This is a genomic window from Acidovorax facilis (genome assembly GCF_023913775.1).
Classification (GTDB): Bacteria; Pseudomonadota; Gammaproteobacteria; order Burkholderiales; family Burkholderiaceae_C; genus Acidovorax; species Acidovorax facilis.
Genome location: NZ_JAMXAX010000010.1, coordinates 40592 through 64871, shown reverse-complemented (window position 1 = coordinate 64871; position 24280 = coordinate 40592). Strand labels below are relative to the sequence as shown.

Annotated in this window: 21 protein-coding genes; 5 read left to right on the top strand and 16 right to left on the bottom strand. The window is 65.9% G+C overall.

Going from position 1 to position 24280, the window contains the following annotated elements; genetic code table 11:
• Positions 1-75: 75 nt before the first annotated feature.
• The gene (locus NFX52_RS05805) at positions 76-942 is read left to right on the top strand and encodes a LysR family transcriptional regulator (RefSeq protein WP_055397798.1); all 867 of its coding nucleotides are present in this window, start codon (positions 76-78) and stop codon (positions 940-942) included.
• Between the two features lie 101 nt (positions 943-1043).
• Here NFX52_RS05805 and NFX52_RS05800 read toward each other — a convergent pair whose 3' ends face one another.
• The 4 genes from NFX52_RS05800 to NFX52_RS05785 all read right to left on the bottom strand — a co-directional run bounded on the left by NFX52_RS05800 (position 1044) and on the right by NFX52_RS05785 (position 4880).
• Positions 1044-2012: a 2-hydroxyacid dehydrogenase gene (locus tag NFX52_RS05800; protein ID WP_055397799.1), complete on the bottom strand. Its 969-nt coding sequence runs from the start codon at positions 2010-2012 to the stop codon at positions 1044-1046.
• A gap of 169 nt (positions 2013-2181) precedes the next feature.
• On the bottom strand, positions 2182-2655 hold the full coding sequence (locus NFX52_RS05795) for a nuclear transport factor 2 family protein (RefSeq protein ID WP_055397800.1): 474 nt from the start codon (positions 2653-2655) through the stop codon (positions 2182-2184).
• 142 nt (positions 2656-2797) lie between these two features.
• The gene (kdgD, locus tag NFX52_RS05790; protein ID WP_055397801.1) at positions 2798-3709 is read right to left on the bottom strand and encodes a 5-dehydro-4-deoxyglucarate dehydratase; all 912 of its coding nucleotides are present in this window, start codon (positions 3707-3709) and stop codon (positions 2798-2800) included.
• A 199-nt stretch (positions 3710-3908) separates the two neighbouring features.
• Complete coding sequence (locus NFX52_RS05785) at positions 3909-4880, bottom strand: Bug family tripartite tricarboxylate transporter substrate binding protein (protein WP_055397803.1); 972 nt, start codon at positions 4878-4880, stop codon at positions 3909-3911.
• Positions 4881-5257: 377 nt separating this feature from the next.
• Between NFX52_RS05785 and NFX52_RS05780 the strand changes: the two genes are divergently transcribed.
• Both NFX52_RS05780 and NFX52_RS05775 read left to right on the top strand, forming a co-directional pair.
• On the top strand, positions 5258-6355 hold the full coding sequence (locus NFX52_RS05780; RefSeq protein WP_055397804.1) for a lactonase family protein: 1098 nt from the start codon (positions 5258-5260) through the stop codon (positions 6353-6355).
• Between the two features lie 102 nt (positions 6356-6457).
• Positions 6458-7456 (top strand): Bug family tripartite tricarboxylate transporter substrate binding protein, encoded by a 999-nt coding sequence (locus NFX52_RS05775; RefSeq protein WP_055397805.1) that lies wholly within the window; start codon positions 6458-6460, stop codon positions 7454-7456.
• Positions 7457-7610: 154 nt separating this feature from the next.
• On the opposite strand, the gene NFX52_RS05770 is transcribed toward NFX52_RS05775, so the two are convergent.
• Entirely contained in the window at positions 7611-7913 is a 303-nt protein-coding gene (locus NFX52_RS05770) for a helix-turn-helix domain-containing protein (RefSeq protein WP_238385581.1), read from the bottom strand.
• A 266-nt stretch (positions 7914-8179) separates the two neighbouring features.
• Between NFX52_RS05770 and NFX52_RS31065 the strand changes: the two genes are divergently transcribed.
• On the top strand, positions 8180-10174 hold the full coding sequence (locus NFX52_RS31065) for a tetratricopeptide repeat protein (protein ID WP_252635573.1): 1995 nt from the start codon (positions 8180-8182) through the stop codon (positions 10172-10174).
• Here NFX52_RS31065 and NFX52_RS05760 read toward each other — a convergent pair.
• From NFX52_RS05760 to NFX52_RS05710, 11 genes are all read right to left on the bottom strand, one after another.
• Positions 10171-10512: an EthD family reductase gene (locus NFX52_RS05760; RefSeq protein WP_055397811.1), complete on the bottom strand. Its 342-nt coding sequence runs from the start codon at positions 10510-10512 to the stop codon at positions 10171-10173. The genes NFX52_RS31065 and NFX52_RS05760 overlap by 4 nt on opposite strands.
• Before the next feature lie 114 nt (positions 10513-10626).
• A complete protein-coding gene (locus tag NFX52_RS05755; protein WP_055397816.1) occupies positions 10627-12471 on the bottom strand; it encodes an ABC transporter ATP-binding protein in 1845 nt (614 codons plus the stop codon).
• Between the two features lie 122 nt (positions 12472-12593).
• Entirely contained in the window at positions 12594-13271 is a 678-nt protein-coding gene (locus NFX52_RS05750; RefSeq protein WP_055397818.1) for a hypothetical protein, read from the bottom strand.
• A gap of 58 nt (positions 13272-13329) precedes the next feature.
• Positions 13330-13797, bottom strand: coding sequence for a CopD family protein (locus NFX52_RS05745; protein WP_055397820.1), 468 nt, complete (start codon positions 13795-13797; stop codon positions 13330-13332).
• Positions 13798-13891: 94 nt separating this feature from the next.
• A complete protein-coding gene (locus NFX52_RS05740; RefSeq protein ID WP_055397822.1) occupies positions 13892-15274 on the bottom strand; it encodes a sensor domain-containing protein in 1383 nt (460 codons plus the stop codon).
• A 166-nt stretch (positions 15275-15440) separates the two neighbouring features.
• Positions 15441-16304 carry an isocitrate lyase/PEP mutase family protein gene (locus tag NFX52_RS05735; protein ID WP_055397823.1) on the bottom strand — a complete coding sequence of 288 codons (864 nt, stop codon included), beginning with the start codon at positions 16302-16304 and terminating at the stop codon, positions 15441-15443.
• A 73-nt stretch (positions 16305-16377) separates the two neighbouring features.
• The gene (locus NFX52_RS05730; RefSeq protein ID WP_055397824.1) at positions 16378-17652 is read right to left on the bottom strand and encodes a PrpF domain-containing protein; all 1275 of its coding nucleotides are present in this window, start codon (positions 17650-17652) and stop codon (positions 16378-16380) included.
• 51 nt (positions 17653-17703) lie between these two features.
• Entirely contained in the window at positions 17704-18276 is a 573-nt protein-coding gene (locus NFX52_RS05725) for a hypothetical protein (RefSeq protein WP_082437411.1), read from the bottom strand.
• Positions 18233-20902 carry a Fe/S-dependent 2-methylisocitrate dehydratase AcnD gene (gene acnD / locus NFX52_RS05720; protein WP_252635577.1) on the bottom strand — a complete coding sequence of 890 codons (2670 nt, stop codon included), beginning with the start codon at positions 20900-20902 and terminating at the stop codon, positions 18233-18235. Before acnD ends, NFX52_RS05725 begins: the two co-directional genes overlap by 44 nt.
• A 34-nt stretch (positions 20903-20936) precedes the next feature.
• Positions 20937-22094 (bottom strand): bifunctional 2-methylcitrate synthase/citrate synthase, encoded by a 1158-nt coding sequence (prpC, locus tag NFX52_RS05715; protein WP_055397826.1) that lies wholly within the window; start codon positions 22092-22094, stop codon positions 20937-20939.
• Positions 22091-22486 (bottom strand): acyl-CoA thioesterase, encoded by a 396-nt coding sequence (locus NFX52_RS05710; RefSeq protein WP_055397827.1) that lies wholly within the window; start codon positions 22484-22486, stop codon positions 22091-22093. Before NFX52_RS05710 ends, prpC begins: the two co-directional genes overlap by 4 nt.
• Before the next feature lie 134 nt (positions 22487-22620).
• Here NFX52_RS05710 and NFX52_RS05705 point away from each other — a divergent pair, with 134 nt between their 5' ends.
• Positions 22621-24078: a short-chain fatty acyl-CoA regulator family protein gene (locus tag NFX52_RS05705; protein ID WP_055397944.1), complete on the top strand. Its 1458-nt coding sequence runs from the start codon at positions 22621-22623 to the stop codon at positions 24076-24078.
• Positions 24079-24280: the final 202 nt, after the last annotated feature.

The window sequence follows — 24280 nt, the reverse complement described above, 5'->3', positions numbered from 1 at the left end:
GAAAGATGCCCAGAGCTTCGCCGCGCCCGGCGGCTGCGGCAAGGGACAATGGCGCCTCATACATAAAAGCTGCTTATGTATCTGCGCTACCTGCACTACCTCCAATCCGTCATCGACCAGGGCTCGTTTGCGCGCGCAGCGCAGGCCTGTGGGGTGTCGCAGCCCGCCATCAGCCAGGGCATGAAGGCGCTGCAGGCACAGTTTGACGCGCCGCTGCTGGTGCGGGACGGGCGCCGGTATGTGCCGACCGAGGTGGCCCGGCGTGTGGTGGCTGAAGGCGCGCCGCTGGCTCAGCGCATCGACGCCTTGCCGCAGGCCCGCCGGGCCGCTGTGGACCGCAATCGGTTGCGCGTGGGGCTCACGGCCTCCGCCGCGCTGGTCTGTGGGCCGTTGCTGTACGAGGCCTGGTGTCTGCCGCAGCCCCAGCGTTCACTGGAGATGACCACCACCGACGAGGGGAGCCTGCTGACGGGCCTGCTGCATGGCAGTTTCGACGCCGTGATTGCGCCCCGGCCGCGCCAGTTTGCCCACCCGGATGTGGTGCAGTGGCGCTTGTACGAGCTGCAGCCGCAGATCTATGCGCGCCGCCACCACCCGCTGGCGCGCGCCCGGTCGCTGGCAGCGCTGCAGGGCGCGGCCTGGGCCTGTGTGGGCCCCAGCGTGAGCGGCCCGGTGGATGTATTGACCGAGGCACACCGCGTGCGGCGCATGCCTGCACCCCACATGGCCGTGCGCTGCCCGGACTTTGCCAGCCTGCTGAATCTGGTGTTGGGCTCTGACCTGCTGGCGGTGGTGCCACATCCCTCACTGCTGGGGGCTGCGGCAGAGCAGGTCGCCCCGCTGCAACTGGCCGAGACGCTGCCGCTGTATGGCATGTGGCTGTTCGAGCGCAAAGCGCGCAAACCCCGCCTGGGCCCGGAGGTGTTTGCGGGGCGGGTGTGAGGCAGGGGCGCCCGGGTGTGGAGCTTGATGCTATCTATTCAGTAGCTAATCAGGCGTGATGGACGCGCGCAAACGGCCTAAAAAACTTGAAAAACCAACGATCAGCCAGCCACCGTGCCTGGCACCGGCACCCGCACGGCACCCGAGGTATAGAACGCGTGCAGGTTCTCCAGCACCAGGTCCGCCATCGCACGGCGGGTTTCGTGCGTGGCACTGGCGGTGTGGGGGGTGAGCACCACGTTGTCCAGCGCCATCAGGGCGGCGGGCACCTGGGGTTCGTTGTCGAACACGTCCAGGCCCGCACCGGCGATGCGGCGCTCGGCCAGGGCGTCGATGAGCGCCGCCTCATCCACCACGCTGCCACGCGCCACGTTGATGAGGTAGCCCTGCGGGCCCAGGGCGTCGAGCACATCGCGGTTGACCAGGTGGCGCGTGCCCGCGCCGCCCGCCACCGTCAGCACCAGGTAGTCGGCCCATTGCGCCAGTGCGGTCAGCGACTCGAAGTACGAGTGCGCGCAGCCCTCGGCCGGGCGGCGGTTGTGGTAGCCCACCTCCATGCGGAAGCCCGCCGCGCGCTCGGCCACGGCCTGGCCGATGCGGCCCATGCCCACGATGCCCAGGCGTTTGCCCGACACCCGCGTGCCCAGCGCAAACCGCGCCTTGGGCCATTGGCCCTGGCGCACAAACCGGTCGCTGGCGGCAATGCCGCGCGACACGTCCAGCATCAGCGCAAACGCCATGTCGGCCACACAGTCGTTGAGCACGCCGGGCGTGTAGCCCACCTGCACGCCCCGGGCAGTGGCGGCGCCGATGTCGAGCGCGTCAAAGCCCACGCCAAAGCTGCTGATGACCTGCAGATGGGGCAGGGCGGCGATCACCTCGCCTGTGAGCCCGATGGACGCCGTGGTGACCACGCCCGAAAACTCCGCCCCATGCGCCGCCAGAAAACCCTGCGGGTCGGCCTGGTCCGCCAGGCAGGCCACGCTGTAGCGCGCGGCCAGTTCGGTTTCGAGGGCGGGCAAGGGCAGGCGGCCGATTTGCAGGATGCGGGGCTGGGCGTTGGTGGTCATTGGATGGAGGGCAACCTGGAATGTTGAGAAGGTGGACTTGAGCCGCAGTGTCGCTTGTCGCCGTGCGACGGAGACGGGCGCGGCTCCGCCAGCGCCGCCGTGCAAGGGCCGCCCCGCCGCAGAGGCGGCGTCCCCTTGAGGGGGATGGCGCGAAGCGGCTCAGGGGGCATCAAGTGTTTACACGCACGGCCTGGCGGGCCAGCAGCTTCCACTGGCCGCCTTGCTGTTGCCACACGCCCAGTATCTTGATCTGCACCTTGCCGGGCTTGCCCGAGTCGTTGGTGTCAGCCGTGAGGGTGTGGCGCACGATGGCAGAGTTGCCCACCACCTTGATGGTCTGGTCGGTGATGGCGATGGTCACGAAGTCAGACTTGCCCGCCACCAGATCGCCGATGAAGCTGTCCTTGGTGTCCACGCGGCCGCCCGAGTGGCCATAGCTCAGGTCGTCGGCCACGAGGGCAGTCAGCGCAGCGGGCGTGGGGTCGATCATGGCCAGGCGCAGGCGTTCGGCAGCGGCGGCCACAGCCTGCTCGGAGGCGGCCGGTGCAGGGGTCGCCGCGGCGGTGGTCGGATGGCTGGCGCAGCCGCTCAGCGTGACAAGGGCCAGGGCGCTGGCTGCGGCGATGATGAGGGTCTTGAGCATGTTGTCTGTCTCCTTATGGTGTTGTGTTTTGGCGTGCCGCGTTGGCACCACGCGCCCGTGCACGGCCAGGCGCGTGGTGTGTGGAATCGCTGAAAAAAGGGCCTGGAAAACCAGGCCCTTGGAGGCATCTGTCAGGCCGTGCTTACTGCGGGCCGAGCTTGTCGATCAGCGCCTTGAGCTCTTCCATCTCGCTGGGCTTCAAGTCCGTCAGCGGCGCGCGCACCGGCCCGCCGTCGTGGCCCACGATGCGGGCACCTGCCTTGATGATGGAGACGCCATAGCCTTCCACGCGGTTGCGGATGGCCAGGTAGGGCATGAAGAAGGATTTGAGCAAGCGGTGCTGGGTGGCCGTGTCGTCACTGGCCACGGCCTTGTAGAACTCCATCGCCGTGCGGGGGATGAAGTTGAACACCGCCGACGAATACACCGGCGTGCCCAGCGCCTTGTAGGCCGCCGCATACACCTCGGCCGTGGGCAGGCCGCCCAGGTACGAAAAGCGGTCGCCCATCTTCATGTAGATGGAGGACATCACCTCGATGTTGCCCACGCCGTCCTTGAAGCCCACCAGGTTCGGGCAGCGGTCGGCCAGGATGGCCAGGGACTCGGCCGTGAGCTTGGTGCGGTCGCGGTTGTAGACGATCACGCCGAACTTCACGCTCTTGCAGACCTGCTCCACATGGGCGATCAGTCCTTCCTGTCCCGCTTCGGTCAGGTAGTGTGGCAAGAGCAGGATGCCGTGGGCGCCCAGGCGCTCGGCCTCTTGCGCATGGGCAATGGCCGTACGGGTGGGGCCACCGGCACCGGCAATGATGGGCACCTTGCCACGGCAGGTATCCACTGCGGTCTTGATGACCTGGCCGTACTCGGGGCCCGACAGCGAGAAATACTCGCCCGTGCCACCGGCGGCAAACAGCGCGCTGGCGCCGTAGGCGGCCAGCCATTCCAGGCGCTCGATATAGGTCTTGGGGCGGAATTCGCCCTGCTCGTCAAAGTCCGTGATCGGGAACGACAGCAGGCCGGAGCCCATGATGGTTTTGAGTTCTTGGGGGGTCATGTCAGTGCGGGGCGGTAGTAGGAAATGGGAAGGCGAGTGAGAAGGTGTGAGTGAATACCGCATGTCCGAGCAGGCTGCCAAAACGCGGCCGGTCTAGGCGCAAAGCGCAGCCATAGCGCGGGCTATGGCGAGCATTTGCAACGACGAGCGGGCGTGTTTTGACGGGATGAGCGGGCATGAGGGGTTCGCTGACACCTTCTTAGTCGAGCTTGATGTTGGCGGCCTTCACCACGGTGGCCCAGCGGGCCCGCTCCTTGGCGAAGAACTGGTCTTGTTCGGCGGGGGTCATGGTGACCACCTCGGCGCCCTGGCCGGCCAGGCGCGAGCGGATTTCGGGGGAGCGGATGGCGGTGATAAAGGCGTTGTTGAGCTTTTGCACCACCGCATCTGGCGTGCCGCGCGGCACCAGAATGCCTTGCCAGGTGCCGGATTCGAAACCGGGCACGCCCTGCTCGGCAATGGTGGGCACATCGCCAATCAGCGGCATGCGGGTGGCTTTGGAAACCCCCAGCACCTTGAGCTTGCCGCTTTGCACATGGGGCAGGGTGGCCAGCATGCCGTTCATCAGGATTTGGGTTTGCCCGGCCACGGTGTCCTGAATGGCGGTGACGCCGCCCTTGTACGGGATGTACTGCCAGCGCGCACCGCTGGCACGCTCCAGCGCCACACCGGCCACGTGGGGCGCGCTGCCGGTGGCGGTGACGGCAAAGTTGAGGTCGTTCTTCTTCGAGTACGCCACCAGCTCCTTGAAGTTGCTGACCGGCACCGAGGGGTGCACCACCAGCAGGTGGGGCGAGTAGGCCAGCATGGTCACGCCACGCAGGTCCTTGGAGGGGTCGAACGACAGCTTGGTATAGACCGAAGGGCTGATAGCCAGCGCACCCACGTCGCACAGCAGCATGGTGTAGCCGTCGGGCTCGGCCTTGGCCACGAAGTCGGCGCCCAGGTTGCCGTTGGCGCCGGGCTTGTTCTCCACGATGACCGACTGCTTGAGCGCCTCGGACATGGCCTGGCTGATGGAACGGGCAATGATGTCCGAGCTGCCGCCGGGCGGGTAGGGCACCACGATGCGCAGGGTCTTTGCGGGCCAGTCAGCGCTTTGTGCGGTGGCGGAGGCCGCTGCCAGGGTGGCGATGCAGGCGAGAAGGGCGGCTCTACGGCGCAGGGTCATGGAATGTCTCCTGAGTGATGTTGTTAGTCATCGTACAACTAAGATTGCAAAATGGCAATACATGCCGTGAGAGTTTTTGGTGATCTTAGGGTGGATTAAGGGTTTTCACTAGCTCTTTTTGACCGCATTTCTCCTCTGTCAGGCAGGTGGGCAATCCTTGCAGATTGTTCGTCGAAATTCGGGTAATCCCTGCGTGTGTCAGACAGGCTTATGGTGACAATGCAGATCTTGTTGTACGACAACATATAACGTATGACAAAACCCAACCGCTCCGCCGACAGCTGGGTGCCTCAGCACACATCCCGGCAGATGAGCATCCACCCACACAACCGGCGGTGCAGGCCCTGCTACCGCCCAGACCCCTTCGGGAGACGGCAATGACCTCTACACCACGCACACGCACCCGGGTGGCACAACTGGCACTGGCAGCCGTTGCCGCCCTGTCCACCCCCGGCGCCTGGGCGGCAACCTGGGTGTATGTCGCCAACGCGGACAGCCAGGATGTCTCGGTGTTGGAGCTGGACCGTAGCACTGCCACGCTCAAGCCGGTAGACACCGTGCCGCTGGGCGGCACTGCCATGCCGATGGCCGTGAGCCCGGACAAGACGGTGCTGTACGTGGCGTTGCGCTCGCAACCTTTCAGGGTGGTGAGCCTGGCGATCGACCCCGTCAGCGGCAAGCTGCGCAAGCTGGGCGAGGCTCCGCTGGCCGACAGCATGGCCAACATCGACACCGATGTCACGGGCCGCTGGCTGTTTGCCGCGTCCTACCCCGGCCACAAGATCACGGTCAACAGCATTGGCAAGGACGGCTCGGTGGGTGCGGTGCAGCAACTCATCCCCACGGCGCCCCACGCGCACGCCATCCACGCCGATGCGGCCAACCGCCATGTGTTTGCCACCAGCCTGGGCGGCGACAACCTTTCGGCCTGGCGTTTTGATGCCGAGAGCGGCAGGCTCACCGCCCATGAACCCGCGCTGACGCAGGTTGCTCCCGAAAAATCCGGCCCGCGCCACTTTGTGTGGGATACCGCCCAGCGCACCATGTATGTGCTGAACGAGCTGGATGCCGCCGTACACGTGATGGCTTACGACAAGGAGCGCGGCACGCTGCGCCCGGTGCAGCGCACCACGGCACTGCCCGCAGGCTTTAACGGCAAGCCCTGGGCCGCCGACATTCACCTGTCGCCCGACGGCCGCACGCTGTATGCGTCCGAGCGCACCTCCAGCACGCTGAGCAGCTTTCGCGTCGACGCTGCCACCGGCCAGCTGCAGCCGCTGGGCCAGGTGCCCACCGAGAAATCACCGCGCGGTTTTGCGGTGGATTCGTCAGGCCGATTTCTGATCGCAGCAGGGCAGGAGTCGCACCACCTTGCGCTGCACCCCATCGACCCGGCCACCGGCATCCCCGGCACGCCCACGCGGGTGCCGGTGGGCAAGAACCCCAATTGGGTCGAGATCGTCGATCTGCCCTGAGCGTCCATTGCATTGCACGCGCCAGCCGCACCGGCTTTTTTGCGCTCCGTTTTTCTATCGCCGTTCCGTTCACCATCCACAAAACACCCAGGAGACATCACCATGCAACGCAGAACCCTCATCCACACCGCCGCCCTGGCGGCCGCAGCCTTCAGCACCCTTGTCAGCCTGCCCGCCACAGCCCAGGGCACCTGGCCCACCGGCAAGCCCATCACCTACATGGTGCCGTTTGCTGCAGGTGGCACCACCGACACGCTGGCGCGGCTGATTGGCCAGCAACTGGGTACTGCCCTGGGCACCACGGTGGTGGTGGAGAACAAGGGCGGCGCGGCGGGCAGCATCGGCTCTGAAGCTGCTGCGCGCTCTGCGCCGGATGGCTACACCCTGCTGGGCGGCACCGTCAGCTCGCACGCCATCAACGTGAGCCTCTACCCCAAGCTGGGCTACGACCCCATCAAGTCCTTCAGCCCCGTCACGCTGATCGGCGCCAACCCGGTCGTGCTGGTGGTGGCGGCCAACAGCCCTTACAAAACCCTCAAGGACGTGCTGGCGGGGGCGAAGGCCAAGCAAGGCGGCCTGTCGTCGGCCTCGGCCGGCACAGGCAGCTCGCAGCATTTGGCGGTGGAGTTGCTGGCCTACAAGTCGGGCGTGAAGTTCACCCACATCCCCTACAAAGGCAGTGGCCCGGCCATCCAGGATGTGATCAGCGGCCAGGTGGACATGATGTTTGACACCACGGTGGTGGCCGCGCCGCACATCCAGAGCGGCAAACTGCGCGCCATTGCCGTCACCTCGCCCCAGCGCCTGGCCTCCATGCCCGACGTGCCCACCGTGGCCGAGTCCGGCGTGGCAGAACTCAAGGACTTCCAGGTGCAGTCCTGGCAGGCCATCTTTGTGCCGGCTGGCACGCCCACGCCTGTGGTCACGCGCCTGCATGACGAGATCCGCAAGATCCTGGCCCAGCCCGACATGCAGACCCGCCTGAAGGGCTTTGGCATGGAGCCCGCCGACCTCAACACCACGCAGATCGCCGCTTTCCAGAAGGCCGAGGTGGAGAAGTGGGCCCAGGTGATCAAGGCGGCAAACATCAAGGTAGATTGAAGAAGGGGGCACCCCCTGAGTCGCTTCGCGCCTTCCCCCTCTCTCGCTGCGCGGGAGGGGGACGCCCCCTGCGCGGCGGGGCGGCCCTTGCGCGGGGGGCACTGGCCTGGGCCGCGCCAGTCTCTCGGGCCACGGGCGGTGCGTGGCGGGGCGACTATTTGGAAGAGGCAGTTTCCTTGCCGTCTGCCGCTTCTGGGCCGTGCGCGCTGTCTGGCCGCTTGTTGCGTTCCAAGTGGAAATCGGGGTGCTGGCCCGTCAGCAGCAGAAACATCGCAAACACCGGCCCCTGCATGTTGCGCTCGTCGCTCATGCTCTCCAGCGCCTGCCAGGTGCGCGACTGCACGCCGCCCCGGCTGCCGGTCTGCAGCGGGTAGCCCATGAGTTCGGCCGCCTGGGCCTGGCTCAGCCCCGCGGCAGTGCGGGCGGCCTTGAGCTGATCGCCGGTGGGCACAGACATGGCGAGAGCGAGGGCAGGGCGTGGCGGCTGGGACATAGGATTGCTATAAAAGTAGGAGCTATTTGGTCTTGGTGGACGAGCGCAGAGGCCCATTTTTACCCAAAACTGCGCGCCAACATCCGGGTGTGGTGCTGGTGCGTCACTGGACAAATTGGTGGGGTGCGCCTCTGGGGCATGGCGGGGGGCCGCTCCTAGAATTCGCTCGCACTTGACGAAAGACAACACCACAACACGTCGCGCACCCAGCGGCATCCGAGGAGGGACCTGTGAGCTACACCATCCAGATCTGGGAAAAGCCCGCCGATTGGCCCTGGCCCACCACCAAGGCCGAGGCGGACGCGCAGTACGAGCGTGCGGAGGCGGGCCCCCAGGTGCCGATGAACCCCAAGTTCACGGCCTGGGCCAAGGCCGTCGAGCAGCGCTCTCCCGGGTTCTGGGACATCTACCTTGGTGGCCCTGAAATGACCGACCCCACCTGGGGCGTGGGCATCAACACCCGCGCTTCGGATTGGGGCGCTCCGTTTGATGATGGCTGGGAGCAGGCAGTGCGCCTGGGCCTGAACCTGTACGACCCGCAAAGCGGCGTGCACTACCTGGGAAACGGCGATGCGCCCGAAGAGCCCGATCTGCCCGTGCAGCGTGCGGCGCGCGCCCGCAAGGCGGGCGACGACGCCACCGCCTGGGCCGAATACCGCCACTGGGCTGCGCGCGGCAACCCCCACGCCCTCTACGCCCTGGGCCGTGCGCTGCGCTTTGGCACCATGGGCCAGCGCAGGCACTTCGACCTGGCGGCCGCGCTGCAGTTGATGGGCGTCCACGACGCAGAGACCCGCAAGGATGCCCAAGCCTTCTATGGGCGCTTTCCGGAACAAGCCAAGGAGCGTGTACAGGCACTGATGGTGCGACTGAAGGCTGCCCCTGGGGAACAATTGCTGCGCATCGTGGACGAAGAGCGCAAGGCGGTGGACGACGCTGTGGCCCGCTGCGAACAGTTGGCGCTGTACTCGCGCAGGCGCATTGAAGCCACCGACGCCCTGGAGCCCGCCGCAGCACAGGGGCATGAGGTCGCGGCTTTCCTGCACGCGCTGGATGTCGTGATCGGCTGGGAGCAGCCCAACTACGAAAACGCCCGCACCTGGTGCCAGCGTGCGGCCGAATGGGATTACGAGCCCGCCAAGCGCCTCTTGGCCGTTATGCACGAGCGCGGTTGGGGTGGGCCAGTGGACACGCAGCAGACCGCGAAGTGGAACGCCGCCGCGCAAGAGCAGCGGCAGCAGGCGCTGAAAAAGAAGCAGGCCCAGGAAGCGTCAGAATCGCCGGGTGGCCTGAGCCTTGCGCCCATGACCCCGGCCGCGCCTGCGCCGGCGCCGGTGGTGTGGACCGGCAACCCCCTGCGCGACCTGCCGGGCTGGTACGCCCGCGAGGGCGATCCGCACGCCGCGTTTCACCTGGGCACCAGCGACGAACATGGCCGCTATGGCGGCCCCGTGAACCTGGCCGAGGCCCGCGCCTGGTATGCCCAGGCGGCCGAGGCAGGCCGCGCCGACGCCACGTACAACCTGGGCACCTTCGTCGAAAGCGGCAAGGGCGGCCCCAAAGACGCAATGGTGGCCAAGGCGTTGTTCATGCTGGCCAATACGCGTGGCACCACCATGCAGATTGCCGACCTGCGCATCAAGCCACAGGACCAGGGGCCTGTGCGGGCGGTGGTGACGGCCTTGCGCGAGCCGGGGCGGCTGCGCGCCGTGCTGCAGGAGCGTGGGCTGTCGCCCAGCATCGCAGCGCCTGGCGCCTCGTCATCTGCCGCAGTGGCTGGTGCAGTTGCTGCAGGACTGTCCGCCACGGAGTGGGGGCGGGCCGATGGTGCCCCTGCAGCCCCCGTAGCGCCTGCGCGTGCCCAGCCTTCCCAGCCGCCGTCGCCCAGCCGCTGGCGCAGCCGGGTGGACGATGAGGAGGAGGAAGACGACGGGCACAGGCACGGCGCACAGTCCTCGTTTTCCCTCCACCTGGGCCATGTTGCGCTGGCCATCGGCGTCGCCAATGCCGTGCTGCTCATCGCCTTCTTCAAGCCCGGTGCGAGCTTCCGCATGGGCATGTTTGGCCTGGGACTGGTCGCAGCCTTTGGTGCCTGGCGCACAGCGCGCGACTTTGACTGGTCGCCCCTGGCGCGCGCTGTGGTGGCCGTATTGGCCGCAGTGCCGATGGTGGGCATGGCCGTATGCCTGGGCCTGCTGTTCAAGGCGGTGCGCGAGCGCGGCTAAGCGCGTTCTTGACCGGTCGTTACCTCGTGCGCCAGCATCTGCGCAAAGTACGACTCGGGCTGGATGTTGGTGTAGTTAGGAATGTCTGCCGACAGCTCGGCCATCGTCGCCTTGGCGGCCGTTTGGGCCTGCTTCAGGTCGCTGAAGAATGCGTTGGTGAGCGCCACCACCTGTCCCGGGCGCGGCTCGCCAGGGTAGAGAACACGGTCGCTCTCCAGCCGCACCAGGCCCAGCGGCTGCAATGCTGCGCGGGCGATGCGCATGTGCTCGGAGTGGTAGTAGTCGTGGTTGAAGGTGGCGCCTTCACGCCAGCGGTAAACGGCGGTGACTTTGATCATTGGTGCGATTCCATCCGGTGGTTGAAACCCGCCACCGTAGGGACAACACACCCGCCGCACAGCCGCGTGCGCGACAGCGTGTCGCCCATGTGGCTCGTATCCGTCCTCGCCGACTCAGTCTTCTTCCGATTCGCCCAGGAACCCGCCGCTCTGGTGCCCCCACAGCCGGGCGTACACGCCGCCCTGGCCCAGCAGCTGGGCGTGGGTGCCTTCTTCGACGATGCGGCCTGCGTCCATCACGATGAGGCGGTCCATGGCGGCAATGGTGGACAGGCGGTGGGCAATGGCGATCACAGTCTTGCCTTGCATCAGCCCGTCCAGGCTTTGCTGAATGGCGGCTTCGACCTCGGAGTCGAGCGCGCTGGTGGCTTCGTCCAGCAGCAGGATGGGCGCGTCCTTGAGCATCACGCGTGCAATGGCCACGCGCTGGCGCTGGCCGCCCGAGAGTTTGACGCCGCGCTCGCCCACATGTGCCTCGTAGCCGGTGCGGCCCTGCAGGTCGGTGAGCGTGGCGATGAAATCCGCCGCCTCGGCGCGCTCGGCCGCCTGGTGCAGGTCGGCCTCGCTGGCGTCGGGGCGGCCATACAGGATGTTGTCGCGCATGGAGCGGTGCAGCAGCGAGGTGTCTTGCGTGACCATGCCGATGTTGCGGCGCAGGCTGTCCTGCGTGACATGGGCGATGTCCTGCCCGTCGATCAGGATGCGGCCCGACTGCACGTCATGAAAGCGCAGCAGCAGGTTGACCAGCGTGGACTTGCCCGCGCCCGAGCGGCCAATCAGGCCGATTTTCTCGCCGGGGCGGATGGTCAGGTTGAGCCGGTCGATGACCGGGCGGGCCCCGGGGCCGCTGCCGTAGGCAAAGGTCATGTCCTCAAAATGCACTTCGCCCTGCGTCACAACGAGTGGTTTAGCGTCGGGCGCGTCCACCACGGTGCGGGGTTTGGTCAGCGTATTGATGCCATCCTGGATGGTGCCCACGCTCTCGAACAGGGTGGTCATCTCCCACATCACCCAGTGGGCGTGGCCGGACACGCGCAGGGTCATGGCGGTGACGGCGGCCACGGCACCGGCACCGACTTCGCCCGCCGACCACAGCCACAGTGCGGTGCCGCAGGCGCTGAGGATCATGGCCACCACCAGGATGTGGTTCACGATCTCGAACCGGCTCACCAGGCGCATCTGGGCATAGCCCGTGAGCTTGAACGCGTCCATGGCGGCACGCGCAAATTCAGACTCGCGCCGCGTGTGCGAGAACAGCTTGACGGTGGCGATGTTGGTGTACGCGTCGGTGATGCGCCCGGTCATTACCGAGCGCGCATCGGCCTGCGCCTTGCCCACCTTGCCCAGGCGCGGCACAAAGTACCAGCAGGCCAGGCCATAGGCCACCATCCAAGCGGCAAAAGGCGCCAGCAGCCGTGCGTCAAACCCGGCCAGCAACACGAGGATGGTGACAAGGTAGATGCCCATGCCGATCACCACGTCGGTGGTCGTGAAGATCATGTCGCGCACGGCAAGGGCCGTCTGCATGATCTTGGTGGTGATGCGGCCCGCAAACTCGTCCGCGTAGAACGCCATGCTCTGGCCCAGCATCAGGCGGTGAAAGTTCCAGCGCAAGCGCAGTGGGAAGTTGATGGCCAGCACTTGGTGCTTGATGCTGGTCTGCACGGCCACCAGCAGCACCGAGGCCAGGAGCAGGGCGGTGATGCCAATCAACTCTCCTTTGCGCTCGGCCCACAGCGCACCTGGGGCTGTGCTGGAGATCCAGTCCACCACATGGCCGAGCACCGCAAACAGCAGCGCTTCATAGATGGCGATGGCCGCAGACAGGCCTGCCATGGCTGCTACATAGCCACGCAGGCCACGGGTGCCATCCCACACAAAGGCCATGAAGTCTTTGGGGGGCAGGTGAGGTTCGGCGGGGGGATAAGGGGGAAGGCGGCTTTCGAAAAAACGGAACAAAGTCAGAACTCCTTGTCCACCATGGTACGTGCGGTGGTACCGCTCTGTGGCGCACGGCCGCAATGCACTCAGGACCATGAGGGTCAGCACCACGGGTGGGGAATTGGGGTAGGAGCAGGCCCTTACGCCGACGGTTTGTAGACCACGCGGATGCGCGGCACCTGCTTCACGCCGGGCTGTTTGGTCAGAAAGCCGTACAGAAACTCGGTCAGGCTTTTTTCGCACAGCGCCAGCACGGCCGGATCGGACGCCATGGCCTCGCCCTGCTGGCGAGCGCGTTTGGCGGCCTCCTGGCTCAGCTTGATGACAGCGCCTTTGTTGTCGGTCAGCAGCCCGCCCGAGAGGATGCGGTGCTTCAGGTTGGTAACGGCTGGTGCGGCCACCAGCGCGGGGCGGTGGATGTGCACCTCGATGCCGCCGTTGGTGGCGTGCAGCTCGTAGCTTTCGGGGCGCAGGTCAAAGCCGAAGGCGTATTCGGCGGTGTAGGTGATGGCCACTACCCCGGTGGATGCGATGCCCAGCACCGATTTTTCGATGATCTGCGTGGCTCCTTCTTCGCGGACCACGGTGGCGGCGAGCAGCTTCATCTGCTCGGCCAGCGTCTGCTTGCCTGCGGTGAGGTAGCTGGTGTAGCGGGTATAGCCCAGCAGCGCATTGTTGAGTTCGGTCACTTGGCGCTGCAGTTGTGCCGTCTGTGCCAGGGCACTGTCAACGCGGTGCTGCGCCCACCAGCTGGCCGCGCCTGCGGTGAGCAGGCACACGGCCAGGGCCGCACAAGAGATCCAGGCAATGCGTTTCATCAATGGGGTACAGCGCAGGGCGTGTGGTGGCCAACAGGTCGCTTGCGGGCGCCCACCGTTAGACGAGCAGCGTGACCACCACGATCACCACGCCCAGGGCCAGATTCACGCCCACCCAGCTGCGGATGCTGCCCAGGGCCTTGCCGCCGGCGGGCCAGTCCGATGCAGCCACCGCCCGCTGCAGGCGTCGGAACAGCGCAAACCGGATGTGCCCGAAGATGACCATCATCGCCAGGCCCAGCGTGGCCATGATGGTCCAGTCCAGTGGCATGGCAAAGCTGCCCCCGGCCTGCACCGTTTGTTTGGCCACGCGGCCGATCATCCACAGCCCGCTGCCCAGCACCACCAGCACGGCCACTCCCACGGCGGCGAAAAAGCGCTGCAGCACATCGTGCATGAGCCGCACGCGCTGCGGGGGCTCCAGCGACTGCGCTGCGGGGCGCAAAAAGAAATGGGCAAACACCATGCCACCGATCCACACGATGATGGACAGGACATGGGCGAGCTGGAGCGCGTTGTAGAGCATGGCGTGGAACGTTTGGAATAAAGGGTTTGGGTGGGAGTAAAAGAGAGAGGGCGCGGCGGGTCTGCTCAGCAGGCTGGCGGTGCGGCAATCAGCGTCAAGGCACCAGCCCATCCCGGGGTGAAGCCACCCGCACCTGGTTGCCGCCGCTTTTCTTGGACAGGTACATCGCCTCGTCGGCATGGCCCAGCAACCGGTGTTCTTCGCCCCCATGCTCGGGGTAGATGGCCACGCCGATGCTCGGCTGGATGCTCAGGCGGATACCTTCCAGGTCAAATGGCTGGCCGAAGGCTGCCAAGATCTTGTCGGCCGCTGCGGCGGCGTGTTCGCGGGCATGGCCGCCTTCGAGCAGCACCACAAATTCGTCGCCGCCCAGGCGCGCGACGGTGTCCGAGCCGCGCACGCACTCCAGCAGCCGCTGGGCCACCCGCTGCAGCAGCAGGTCGCCCATGGCATGGCCCAGGCTGTCGTTGACCTGCTTGAAGTCGTCCAGGTCGAGGAACAGCAGCGACAGCAGGCTTTGGTCGCGCCGCGCGCGGGCCAGTGCGGTCTTGAGTCGGTCCAGAAACAGCTGGCGGTTGGGCAGGTGCGTGAGCTGGTCGTACTGCGCCATGTGCTCCAGGCGTTCGTGCATCTGCTTGCGCTCGATGGCGGCTGCGACCTGGGTGGAGACAAACTGCAGCAGCTCCTTGTCTTTTTCGGTGTAGCGGGCCTGCTCGGTGGTGCTTTGCAGCACCAGCGCACCGATGGCGCCTTTCTGGGTTTGTAGCGGCACGCCCAGCCAGTAGAGCGGTGCGTGTTCCTGGGGTAGCTGCCGACGCAGTTGCGCGGCGCGGGGGTCGGCGTTGTCGGGGGTATCGGGCGTCAACAGAAGGGTGCTGCCGCTGTGGATCACCTCGGCACACAGCGCATCCTGCACTGGCGCCGGGGGCGTGGGGGCGGCGCCCGGTTCGTTGACGTGGTACGGAAAACTCAATGAATCACTGCAGGCGTCGTAGAGCGCGACCGCGAAGTTGGTGGCAGGCAGCAGGCGCCCGATGATCTGGTGAATGTGCTGGAACAGCGCCTGCAGGTTGTGTGTGGTGTGAGCGGCTTCGGAGATGGCATAGATCACCGCCTGCATGGACTCGGTGAACTTGCGCTCGGTGATGTCGTGCGCCACCGCCAGCCGCCGCTGCTTGTCAGGCAACCAGCGCGCAGTCCAGCGGACGTGCGCGATGGAGCCATCCTTGCGCACATAGCGGTTTTCAAACTGCAACTGCAGATGGCCATCCATCACACGCTGCGCCTGGCTTTGGGTGACGGCCAGGTCTTCGGGGTGCACCAGGTCGAACATGCGCTTGCCAATGACTTCCTCGGGGGCGTAGCCAAAGATGCGCTCGAACGCCGGGCTTACAAACTCAATGGTGCTGTCCACATGGACGACGCAGACCGCGTCGAGCAGCAGGTCCACCACGTTCTCAGAAGGGATGCTTTGCATGAAGGGAAGCGCGCACAAGGTGCCAAGAAGACCCATTGTGCCGTGCGCCCCCTTGTTGTGCGGCATGGATGCAGCCCGCAACCCAAGGGATATCCATTAGGCGGTTGCTGAATGCTATCCAATTAATAGCTGTTAGCGCTTGTGGTTAAAGCGCTGGATGCACTTTTTATGTGTACTTTTCTTCCAGCGCATCCCAGGCCATTTTTTGCACCAGCCGCTGGCGCTCGGCAAACGGCGCCACCAGAGCGGGGTCTTCATCAATGCGTTGGGTGTCGCGCAGCACGGTCAGCGCCTTCTGCATGCCCGCCACCGCGCCCTGCAGCGCGGCGTTGGCGTACAGCACCAGGCCGTAGCCCAGGGCGGCCAGTTCTTCAGCGTTGGTGATGGGCGTCTTGCCGCCGATCACCATGTTCATCAGTTGGGGCGCGGCCAGCCGCTGGGGCAGGGCGCGGATCTCGTCCAGCGAGGTGACGGCCTCCACAAACAGGATGTCGGCCCCCGCCTCCTGAAAACGCTGGGCGCGCTCCACTGCCGCTTCAAAGCCCTGGGTGGCGCAGGCATCCGTGCGTGCCAGGATGAGGGTGTTTGCGTCGCGACGCGCGTCCACGGCGGCCTTGATCTTGCCCAGCATCTCGTCGGTGCTGATCACCTCCTTGCCGCTGAAATGCCCGCAGCGTTTGGGGCTGACCTGGTCTTCGAGCTGGATGCAGTCGGCGCCTGCGCGCTCCAGTGTTCGCACCGCATGGTAGGTGTTGAGGGCGTTGCCAAAACCGGTGTCGGCATCGACGATGAGCGGCAGGTGCTCCACCGCGTCGCGGATGCGGGCCGTGTGGTCGGCAATGTCGGTCAGCCCCATGAAGGCCTGGTCGGGCAAACCGAACCACATGTTGGTGACGCCTGCGCCGGTGATGTAAATGGCTTCAAACCCCAGGTCGGCCACCACGCGGGCGGAGAGGGCGTTGAAGGCGCCAGGCACGATGACGCCACGGCGGGCGTGGGCCAGGGCTTTGAGTTGTTGTTTGGTGTTCATGGATATTGGATAAAACGCTATATTTTTAGTAGCTTCTTGCGCTTTATGGGTAAGCGATAGAGGCAAAAATGGCTTAAAAACTGCTGATGGGAACCCGCACCCAGCCTTCCATGAGGATGCGGGCGCTGCGGCTCATGAGAGCTTTGGTGACTTGCCAATCGCCGGCGTCGTTCTGCCGGGCCTCGGCCCCCACGCGCAAGGTGCCCGAGGGGTGGCCAAACCGCACGCTGCTGCGCACACCACCACCCGCTGCCAGGTTGACCAGCGTGCCGGGGATGGCTGCCGCCGTGCCAATGGCCACCGCTGCCGTGCCCATCATGGCGTGGTGCAGCTGGCCCATGGAGAGAGCGCGCACCAGCAGGTCGATGTCTTTGGCGTCAATGGCTTTGCCGCTGGATGCGGTGTAGCTCGCAGGCGGCGCGACAAACGCGATCTTGGGCGTGTGCTGGCGCGTGGCGGCCTCGCTCACGTGCTGGATCAGGCCCATGCGCAGGGCGCCGTATGCACGGATCGTCTCGAAGCGCGCCAGTGCCGCTGCATCGCCGTTGATAGCCCGCTGCAGCTCGGTGCCGGTGTAACCCAGCTCTTGCGCATTGAGAAAGATGGTGGGGATGCCCGCGTTGATCAGCGTGGCGGCGAAGCTGCCGACCCCGGGCACCTCCAAGGTGTCCACCACGTTGCCCGTCGGGAATAACGCCCCCACGCTCCCCACTGCGTGTGGTTCGCTGCCCCGCGAGGGGGCCCTCGCCAGCTTGGGGCGGCCCGGCGCTGTCGAGATGACTCCCCCGTCATCGCCATCCTCCGCCGGGTCCATGAACTCCAGCGCCACCTCGGCGGCTGCAAAGGTCACGCCGTCCAGCTCGAAGTCGCCCGTCTCCTGCACCTGACCGTTGCTGATGGGCACATGCGCCACGATGGTTTTGCCGATGTTGGCCTGCCAGATGCGGATGGGGATGGTGCCGTCCTGCGGAATACGCGCCGCATCGATCAGCCCCATGTGGATGGCGCACGGCCCCACAGCGGCCGACAGGTTGCCGCAGTTGCCGCTCCAGTCCACGAACGGCTGGTCGATGGACACCTGGCCGAACAGGTAGTCCACGTCATGCCCTGCCCTCGTGCTGCGGGAGAGGATCACCGCCTTGCTGGTGCTGGACGAGGCATTGCCCATGCCGTCGATCTGCTTGCCATACGGGTCGGGGCTGCCCAGCACGCGCAGCAGCAGGGCGTCGCGGGCTGGGCCGGGTTGTTGGGCGGCGGCGGGCAAGTCCTGCAGTCGGAAGAACACGCCTTTGCTGGTGCCGCCACGCAGGTAGGTGGCCGGGACTCGAATTTGAGGAGATGGAAACATTGGGGGAAAGAAGGAGCAGGCCGGTGCAGCCGGATGGTGGTTGACGGCGGTTCAAAACAGCCGCAGTTGTGTGTTGGTGGGATCTGGCGGTGCGGGCTGCAATGGCCAACTGCCAATGGTTTCGTAGCTGTAGGTTTTGCCGTTGCCGCCCACGACCAGCAGAAGTTCATCGAGGGTCCAGGCAATCGGGTCCATCCGGGTGGGGCCCAGGCGGGTTGGCGCCCAGTAGCTGATCGTGCTGTGTGGTGTGTGGCCCGTTTCCGTTGCCAGTCCTTCTTCGTACAACGCTTGTCGGACGGCAACAAGCAAAGCATCGAAGCAGTGCGGCCTTCCACGAGCCCTAAAGGACCAGTGGATTGTGTTTTTGCCCTGTCCCTTGTGCACCCCGTCGCGGATCCGGTTGAGCACCAGCGTGCAGGCCTGCGCCCTCACGCGTGCGCCCGCGCGCAGCATTTTCTGGCGCACCTCCGGGGTGTCCCCATAGCGGTCTGACAGGGTCTGGTGCCAGTTGTCCTGGGGGGACAGGGTGCTGCTGTCCAGCCCATTGCGTGCAACGGTCTTCCACATCGCTGCGGCCACTTCAGGCGGTGGCTTGGCCACGAAGATCAATCGGGGGCCTTTCATGGCCTGTGCCTCGCTCCGCATGGCTGGCGGCCAGGAAGTCCTGCGCAAAGCGCTGCAGGACGCCACCGGCTTCGTAGATGGAAACCTCTTCGGCCGTATCCAGGCGGCAAGTCACAGGTACTTTGGCGCATCCCCCATTTTGACGGCGGATGACCAGCGTTAGACAGGCGCCTGGCGCGCGGTGGCCTTCCACGTCGTAGGTCTCCGTCCCATCCAGCCCCAGCGTGGTTCGGTTGACCCCCGCCTCAAACTCCAGCGGCAACACCCCCATGCCAATCAGGTTGGTGCGGTGGATGCGCTCGAAGCCCTCGACCACCACCACCTCCACTCCCGCAAGCCGCACGCCCTTGGCGGCCCAGTCGCGGCTGGACCCCTGGCCGTAGTCGGCACCGGCAATGATGATGAGCGGCTGGCGGCGGTTAAGGTACGTTTCCATGGCCTCCCACATGCGCATGACCTGGCCTTCGGGCTCCACGCGGGCGAGTGATCCTTTTTTCACTTTGCCATTCACTACGGCCATCTCGTTGACGAGCTGCGGGTTGGCAAACGTGGCGCGCATGGCCGTGAGGTGGTCGCCCCGGTGCGTGGCGTAGGAGTTGAAGTCCTCTTCGGGCACGCCCATGCGCGCCAGGTACTCGCCCGCTGCACTGTCCGGCAGGATGGCGTTGGATGGCGACAGGTGGTCGGTGGTGATGTTGTCGGGCAGGATGGCCAGCGGGCGCATGCCCTGCAGGGTGCGCGGTGTCGCGGCGAGTGCGCCGATGCCCTCAGTGTCCCAGTAGGGCGGGCGGCGGATGTAGGTGGACTGCGTTCGCCAGCCGTACTGCGGCGAGACGCGCTGGCCATCGTCGTGTCGGATGGCGAACATGGGTTCGTACACGGCGCGGTATTGCGCGGGCTTCACGGCAGTTTTCACCACGGCGTCGATTTCTTCATCGCTGGGCCACAGATCTTTCAAGCGAATCGCCTGGCCGTCCACCACGGCCAGCACGTCCTTCTCGATGTCAAAACGCACCGTGCCTGCAATGGCATAGGCCACCACCAGCGGGGGCGAGGCCAGAAACGCCTGCTTGGCATAGGGGTGGATGCGCCCGTCGAAATTGCGGTTGCCCGAGAGCACTGCGGTCGCGTACAGGTCGCGGTCGATGATCTCCTGCTGGATGGCAGGGTCCAGCGCGCCACTCATCCCGTTGCACGTGGTGCAGGCAAAGGCCACGATGCCAAAGCCCAGCTTTTCCAGGTCGGCCAGCAAACCCGCTTCCTTCAAATACAGCTCCACCGCCTTGGAGCCGGGCGCCAGCGAGGTCTTGACCCAGGGCTTGCGCGTGAGGCCCAGCCGGTTGGCGTTGCGCGCCAGCAGCGCTGCGGCGATCACGTTGCGCGGGTTGGAGGTGTTGGTGCAGCTGGTGATGGCGGCAATGACCACGGCGCCATCGGGCATCGTGCCGTCCTGTGGTGCGGGCATGGCCCAGGGGCCCGCGATGCCTTGGGCCGCCAGGTCGGACGTGGCAACGCGCGCATGCGGATTGGAGGGGCCGGCCAGGTTGCGCACCACGCTCGATAGATCGAACACCAGGTTGCGCGCGTACACCGCGTCTTTGAGGGTGTCGGACCACAATCCCGCTGCCTTGGCATAGGTCTCGATCAGCTTCACTTGTGCCGCCTCGCGGCCGGTCAGCGTCAGGTACTCCAGCGTCTGTTCGTCGATGCTGAACAAGGCCGCCGTGGCGCCGTATTCGGGCGCCATGTTCGAGATGGTGGCGCGGTCGCCAATCGTGAGCTTGGCTGCGCCTTCACCAAAGAACTCCAGGTAGGCACCCACCACCTTGGCCTTGCGCAAAAACTCGGTGAGCGCCAGCACCACATCGGTGGCGGTGATGCCGTCCTGGCGCTGGCCGGTCAGCTGCACGCCCACGATCTCGGGCAGCCGCATCATCGATGCGCGGCCCAGCATCACGTTCTCGGCCTCCAGGCCGCCCACGCCGATGGCGATCACGCCCAGGGCGTCCACATGCGGTGTGTGGCTGTCGGTGCCCACGCAGGTGTCGGGGTAGGCCACGCCCCGGTCGGCATGGACCACGGGCGACATTTTTTCCAGATTGATCTGGTGCATGATCCCGTTCCCCGCCGGGATCACATCCACATTGGCAAAGGCTTTTTTCGTCCACTCGATGAAGTGAAAGCGGTCTTCGTTGCGGCGGTCTTCGATGGCGCGGTTCTTGGCAAACGCATCGGGGTCGAACCCACCACATTCCACGGCCAGCGAGTGGTCCACGATGAGCTGCACTGGCACCACGGGGTTCACCTGGGCCGGGTCGCCACCCTCCTTGGCAATCGCATCGCGCAGGCCCGCCAGGTCCACCAGGGCCGTCTGACCCAGGATGTCGTGGCACACCACGCGTGCCGGGTACCAGGGGAAGTCGCGGTCGCTGCGCCGCTCGACGAGCTGGCGCAGGCAGTCGTTGACGGTGGCCGGATCGGCGCGGCGCACGATGTTTTCGGCAAACACGCGGGCGGTGTAGGGCAGGGTGGCCCAGGCGGCGGGTTGCAGGGCATTGACGGCCTCGCTGGCGTCGAAGTAGTCCAGCTGCGTGCCGGGCAGTTGCTTGCGGTACAGGGTGTTCATGGCCATGGGGCTGGGTACTGGGTCGTCTTGATTTTTATTTGCGGTCCTGGATCGGGACAAACGCCAGGTCTTCGGGCCCGGTGTAGTTCGCGCTGGGGCGGATGATCTTGTTGTCTATGCGTTGCTCGATGATGTGCGCCGCCCAGCCGCTGGTGCGCGCAATGACGAACAGCGGCGTGAACATGGCGGTGGGCACACCCATCATGTGGTAGCTCACGGCGCTGAACCAGTCGAGGTTGGGGAACATCTTTTTCACCTCCCACATCACGGTCTCCAGCCGCTCGGCAATGTCATACATCTTGGTGCTGCCAGCCTCTTGCGACAAGTTGTGCGCAACGCCTTTGATGACCACATTGCGCGGGTCGCTCACGGTGTAGACCGGGTGGCCGAAGCCAATGACCACCTCCTTGGCCTCCACGCGGCGGCGGATGTCGGCCTCGGCTTCGTCCGGGCTGTCGTAGCGCTTCTGGATCTCGAAAGCCACCTCGTTCGCGCCGCCATGCTTGGGGCCCCGCAGCGCACCGATGGCGCCGGTGATGGCCGAATACATGTCGCTGCCCGTGCCCGCCACCACGCGGGCGGTGAAGGTGCTGGCGTTGAACTCGTGCTCGGCGTACAGGTTCAGCGAGGTGTGCATCGCACGCTCCCACGCCGCGCTGGGCTTGGAGCCGTGCAGCAGGTGCAAGAAGTGCGCACCGATGGAGTCGTCATCGGTCTCCACCTCGATGCGACGGCCCGAGCTGGCCCAGTGGTGCCAATAGAGCAGCATGGAGCCCAGCGACGCCATCAACCGGTCGGCAATGTCGCGCGCTCCGGGCAGGTTGTGGTCGTCCTTTTCAGGCAGCGCACAGCCCAGGGCCGAGACGCCCGTGCGCATCACGTCCATGGGGTGGCTGGCGGCGGGCAGTTGCTCCAGCGCCTGCTTCACACTCATCGGCAGGCCGCGCAGCGCCTTGAGCTTGGCCTTGTAGGCGCGCAGTTCGGCGCGCGTGGGCAGCTTGCCATGCACCAGCAGGTGGGCGATTTCTTCGAATTCGCAGACCTCGGCAATGTCGAGGATGTCGTAGCCCCGGTAGTGCAGGTCGTTGCCCGTGCGGCCTACGGTGCACAGGGCGGTGTTGCCCGCCGTCACGCCTGAGAGCGCGACGGACTTCTTGGGCTTGAAGCCCGGGGTTTCAACGGTGGTAGTCATGCGGTCTCCTGGTTTACATATGTGTTGGTGATGGCAACGGGGCGGCCTTTGCCATCCACCGCCACCATTTCAAAAATCCCCTTCAGCACTTCGTCCTGGGGCGAGCCCAGCGTGGCGGCCAGACCGTTCACGCACACGGTGAGCGAGCTGCGCCCGATGCGGCTGACCCAGGCGCGCAGCGTGAGCACATGGCCCACGGGCACGGGGGCCAGAAAACGCACGTCGGTCACGCCCGCCATCACCACATCGCGCTGTGCTGCGCCGCGCGCTGCCAGAAACGCCGCCTTGGCCATGAGCTGCAGGGCGTTGCCGCCAAACAGCGTGCCGTAGTGGTTGGCTTCGGCGGGGAACACGATTTCCGTCAGCTCGACGGTGCCAGTGGGGGTTGTCATGCTTCGCAATTTACGCACAATGACATCCCTCTGTAAGTCCTGAATTGGCGAATGATTGCGAATAAAAAACCGTCAATTTGCAAATATTGCGAATGATGGTGAAGGTGCTGCGAAGCACCACTGAGAAAGATGGAATGAAAAAAACCTTCATGGGTGTGCGCTTGCGCCGCCTGCGCGAAGAGCGCGGCATGACCCAGGTGGCGCTGGCCCGGGCGCTGGACCTGTCGGCCAGCTACCTCAACCAGCTGGAGCAGAACCAGCGCCCGCTCACGGTGCCCGTTCTGCTCAAGATCAACGCCGTGTTCGGTGTGGATGTGCAGCGGTTTTCTGACGACGACGAGGCGCGTCTGATCACCGGCCTTCGAGAGGTGCTGGCTGACCTGCCTGCGGGTGTGGGCTGGGAGGGCGCGGGCGATGCCGTCTCGCTGGCCGAGATCCGCGAGCTGGCCGCAGGTATGCCTGCCGTCGCGCGCACACTACTGGCGCTCCACCAGCGGCACCGGCAGGCCCTGGAGCGGCTGGCGGCCCTGGGCAATGACCGCAGCGGCGAGGGCGTGTTGGCCCCGCACCCACCCATGGCCTATGAAGAAGTACGCGACTTCTTCTTTGCGCGCCAGAACCACATTGCCGAGCTGGACGACGCGGCCGAGCGATGTGCCGCCGACTGGGGCCTGCTGCCCGGCCGGGCCGATGAGGCGCTGGCCCAACGCCTGCTCGTGGCCCACGGGGTGCGCGTGGTGGATGTGGCCGACCTGCCTGGCCAGGCGCAGCGCGTGTTCCAGGCCGAGGCCGGGCTGCTGCAGCTGGCGGCGGGGCTGGAGCGCGGGCAGCGCGCGTTTCAGATGGCGACGCAGCTGGCGTTTCTGGAGCAGGGCGCGGAGCTGCAGCGCTTGGCCGACAGCGCCGGGCTGTCCAGCGACCAGGCCCGGGCGCTGGCGCGCATCGGTCTGGCCAACTACTTTGCGGGGGCGCTGGTGCTGCCCTACACGGCCTTTATGCAGGCGGCCGAAGCGGCGCGCTACGACATCGACCGACTGGGCCAGCAGTTTGGTGTCGGCTTCGAGACCGTGTGCCATCGCCTGTCCACCTTGCAGCGGCCCAGCGCGCGGGGCGTACCGTTCTTCTTCATCCGGGTGGACCGGGCGGGCAACATCAGCAAGCGGCAGTCGGCCACACACTTTCACTTCAGCAAGATCGGCGGCACCTGCCCGCTGTGGAATGTGTACGAGGCCTTTGCCCAGCCCGGCCGCACCGTGCCACAGGTGGCGCGCATGCCTGACGGCCGCGCCTACCTGTGGGTGGCGCGCACCGTAGCGCGCAGCGGGGGAGGGTGGGGCGTGCCCGGCAAGGAGTTCTCCGTGGCGTTGGGCTGCGACATCCGCCACGCACCGCAGCTGGTGTATTCGCGCGGGCTGGATCTGGCCGACCCGGATGCGGCAGTGCCGATTGGCATGGGCTGCAAGGTGTGTGAGCGCGACGGCTGCCCGCAGCGGGCGTTTCCCCCCATAGGGCGCGCGCTGGATGTGAACGAGAATCGAAGCCGCTTTGCGCCGTACCCGGTGGCGGGCCGCCCGGGGCAGACAGTCTCTTGACCTGGGTTATGAAAACCGCTCATCAATTCATAGCTGTCGACGCATGAGGGTGTTGCGCTGACGGCACTTTCTACCAAATAACTGATTGGTAACCAGTTGTTGTGCCGCCGCTTGCTCCAACGGATGGCAGATTGCCGCTATCCTGCGCTTTGCCCGAATCCTTGGTGCGGCTGCCATGGCACATACCCATAACGCAGGTACC

Coding starts and splice junctions, on each gene's coding strand:
- NFX52_RS05740 (WP_055397822.1), bottom strand. CDS start 15,274: ATGCAAAGCATCCCTTCTGAGAACGTGGTGGACCTGCTGCTCGACGCG.
- prpC (WP_055397826.1), bottom strand. CDS start 22,094: ATGACTACCACCGTTGAAACCCCGGGCTTCAAGCCCAAGAAGTCCGTC.
- NFX52_RS05770 (WP_238385581.1), bottom strand. CDS start 7,913: ATGTCTGTGCCCACCGGCGATCAGCTCAAGGCCGCCCGCACTGCCGCG.
- NFX52_RS05725 (WP_082437411.1), bottom strand. CDS start 18,276: ATGAAAGGCCCCCGATTGATCTTCGTGGCCAAGCCACCGCCTGAAGTG.
- NFX52_RS05800 (WP_055397799.1), bottom strand. CDS start 2,012: ATGACCACCAACGCCCAGCCCCGCATCCTGCAAATCGGCCGCCTGCCC.
- NFX52_RS05730 (WP_055397824.1), bottom strand. CDS start 17,652: ATGTTTCCATCTCCTCAAATTCGAGTCCCGGCCACCTACCTGCGTGGC.
- NFX52_RS05735 (WP_055397823.1), bottom strand. CDS start 16,304: ATGAACACCAAACAACAACTCAAAGCCCTGGCCCACGCCCGCCGTGGC.
- NFX52_RS05795 (WP_055397800.1), bottom strand. CDS start 2,655: ATGCTCAAGACCCTCATCATCGCCGCAGCCAGCGCCCTGGCCCTTGTC.
- acnD (WP_252635577.1), bottom strand. CDS start 20,902: ATGAACACCCTGTACCGCAAGCAACTGCCCGGCACGCAGCTGGACTAC.
- NFX52_RS05775 (WP_055397805.1), top strand. CDS start 6,458: ATGCAACGCAGAACCCTCATCCACACCGCCGCCCTGGCGGCCGCAGCC.
- NFX52_RS05805 (WP_055397798.1), top strand. CDS start 76: ATGTATCTGCGCTACCTGCACTACCTCCAATCCGTCATCGACCAGGGC.
- NFX52_RS05750 (WP_055397818.1), bottom strand. CDS start 13,271: ATGAAACGCATTGCCTGGATCTCTTGTGCGGCCCTGGCCGTGTGCCTG.
- NFX52_RS05785 (WP_055397803.1), bottom strand. CDS start 4,880: ATGACCCTGCGCCGTAGAGCCGCCCTTCTCGCCTGCATCGCCACCCTG.
- NFX52_RS05760 (WP_055397811.1), bottom strand. CDS start 10,512: ATGATCAAAGTCACCGCCGTTTACCGCTGGCGTGAAGGCGCCACCTTC.
- NFX52_RS05710 (WP_055397827.1), bottom strand. CDS start 22,486: ATGACAACCCCCACTGGCACCGTCGAGCTGACGGAAATCGTGTTCCCC.
- NFX52_RS05745 (WP_055397820.1), bottom strand. CDS start 13,797: ATGCTCTACAACGCGCTCCAGCTCGCCCATGTCCTGTCCATCATCGTG.
- NFX52_RS05705 (WP_055397944.1), top strand. CDS start 22,621: ATGAAAAAAACCTTCATGGGTGTGCGCTTGCGCCGCCTGCGCGAAGAG.
- kdgD (WP_055397801.1), bottom strand. CDS start 3,709: ATGACCCCCCAAGAACTCAAAACCATCATGGGCTCCGGCCTGCTGTCG.
- NFX52_RS05780 (WP_055397804.1), top strand. CDS start 5,258: ATGACCTCTACACCACGCACACGCACCCGGGTGGCACAACTGGCACTG.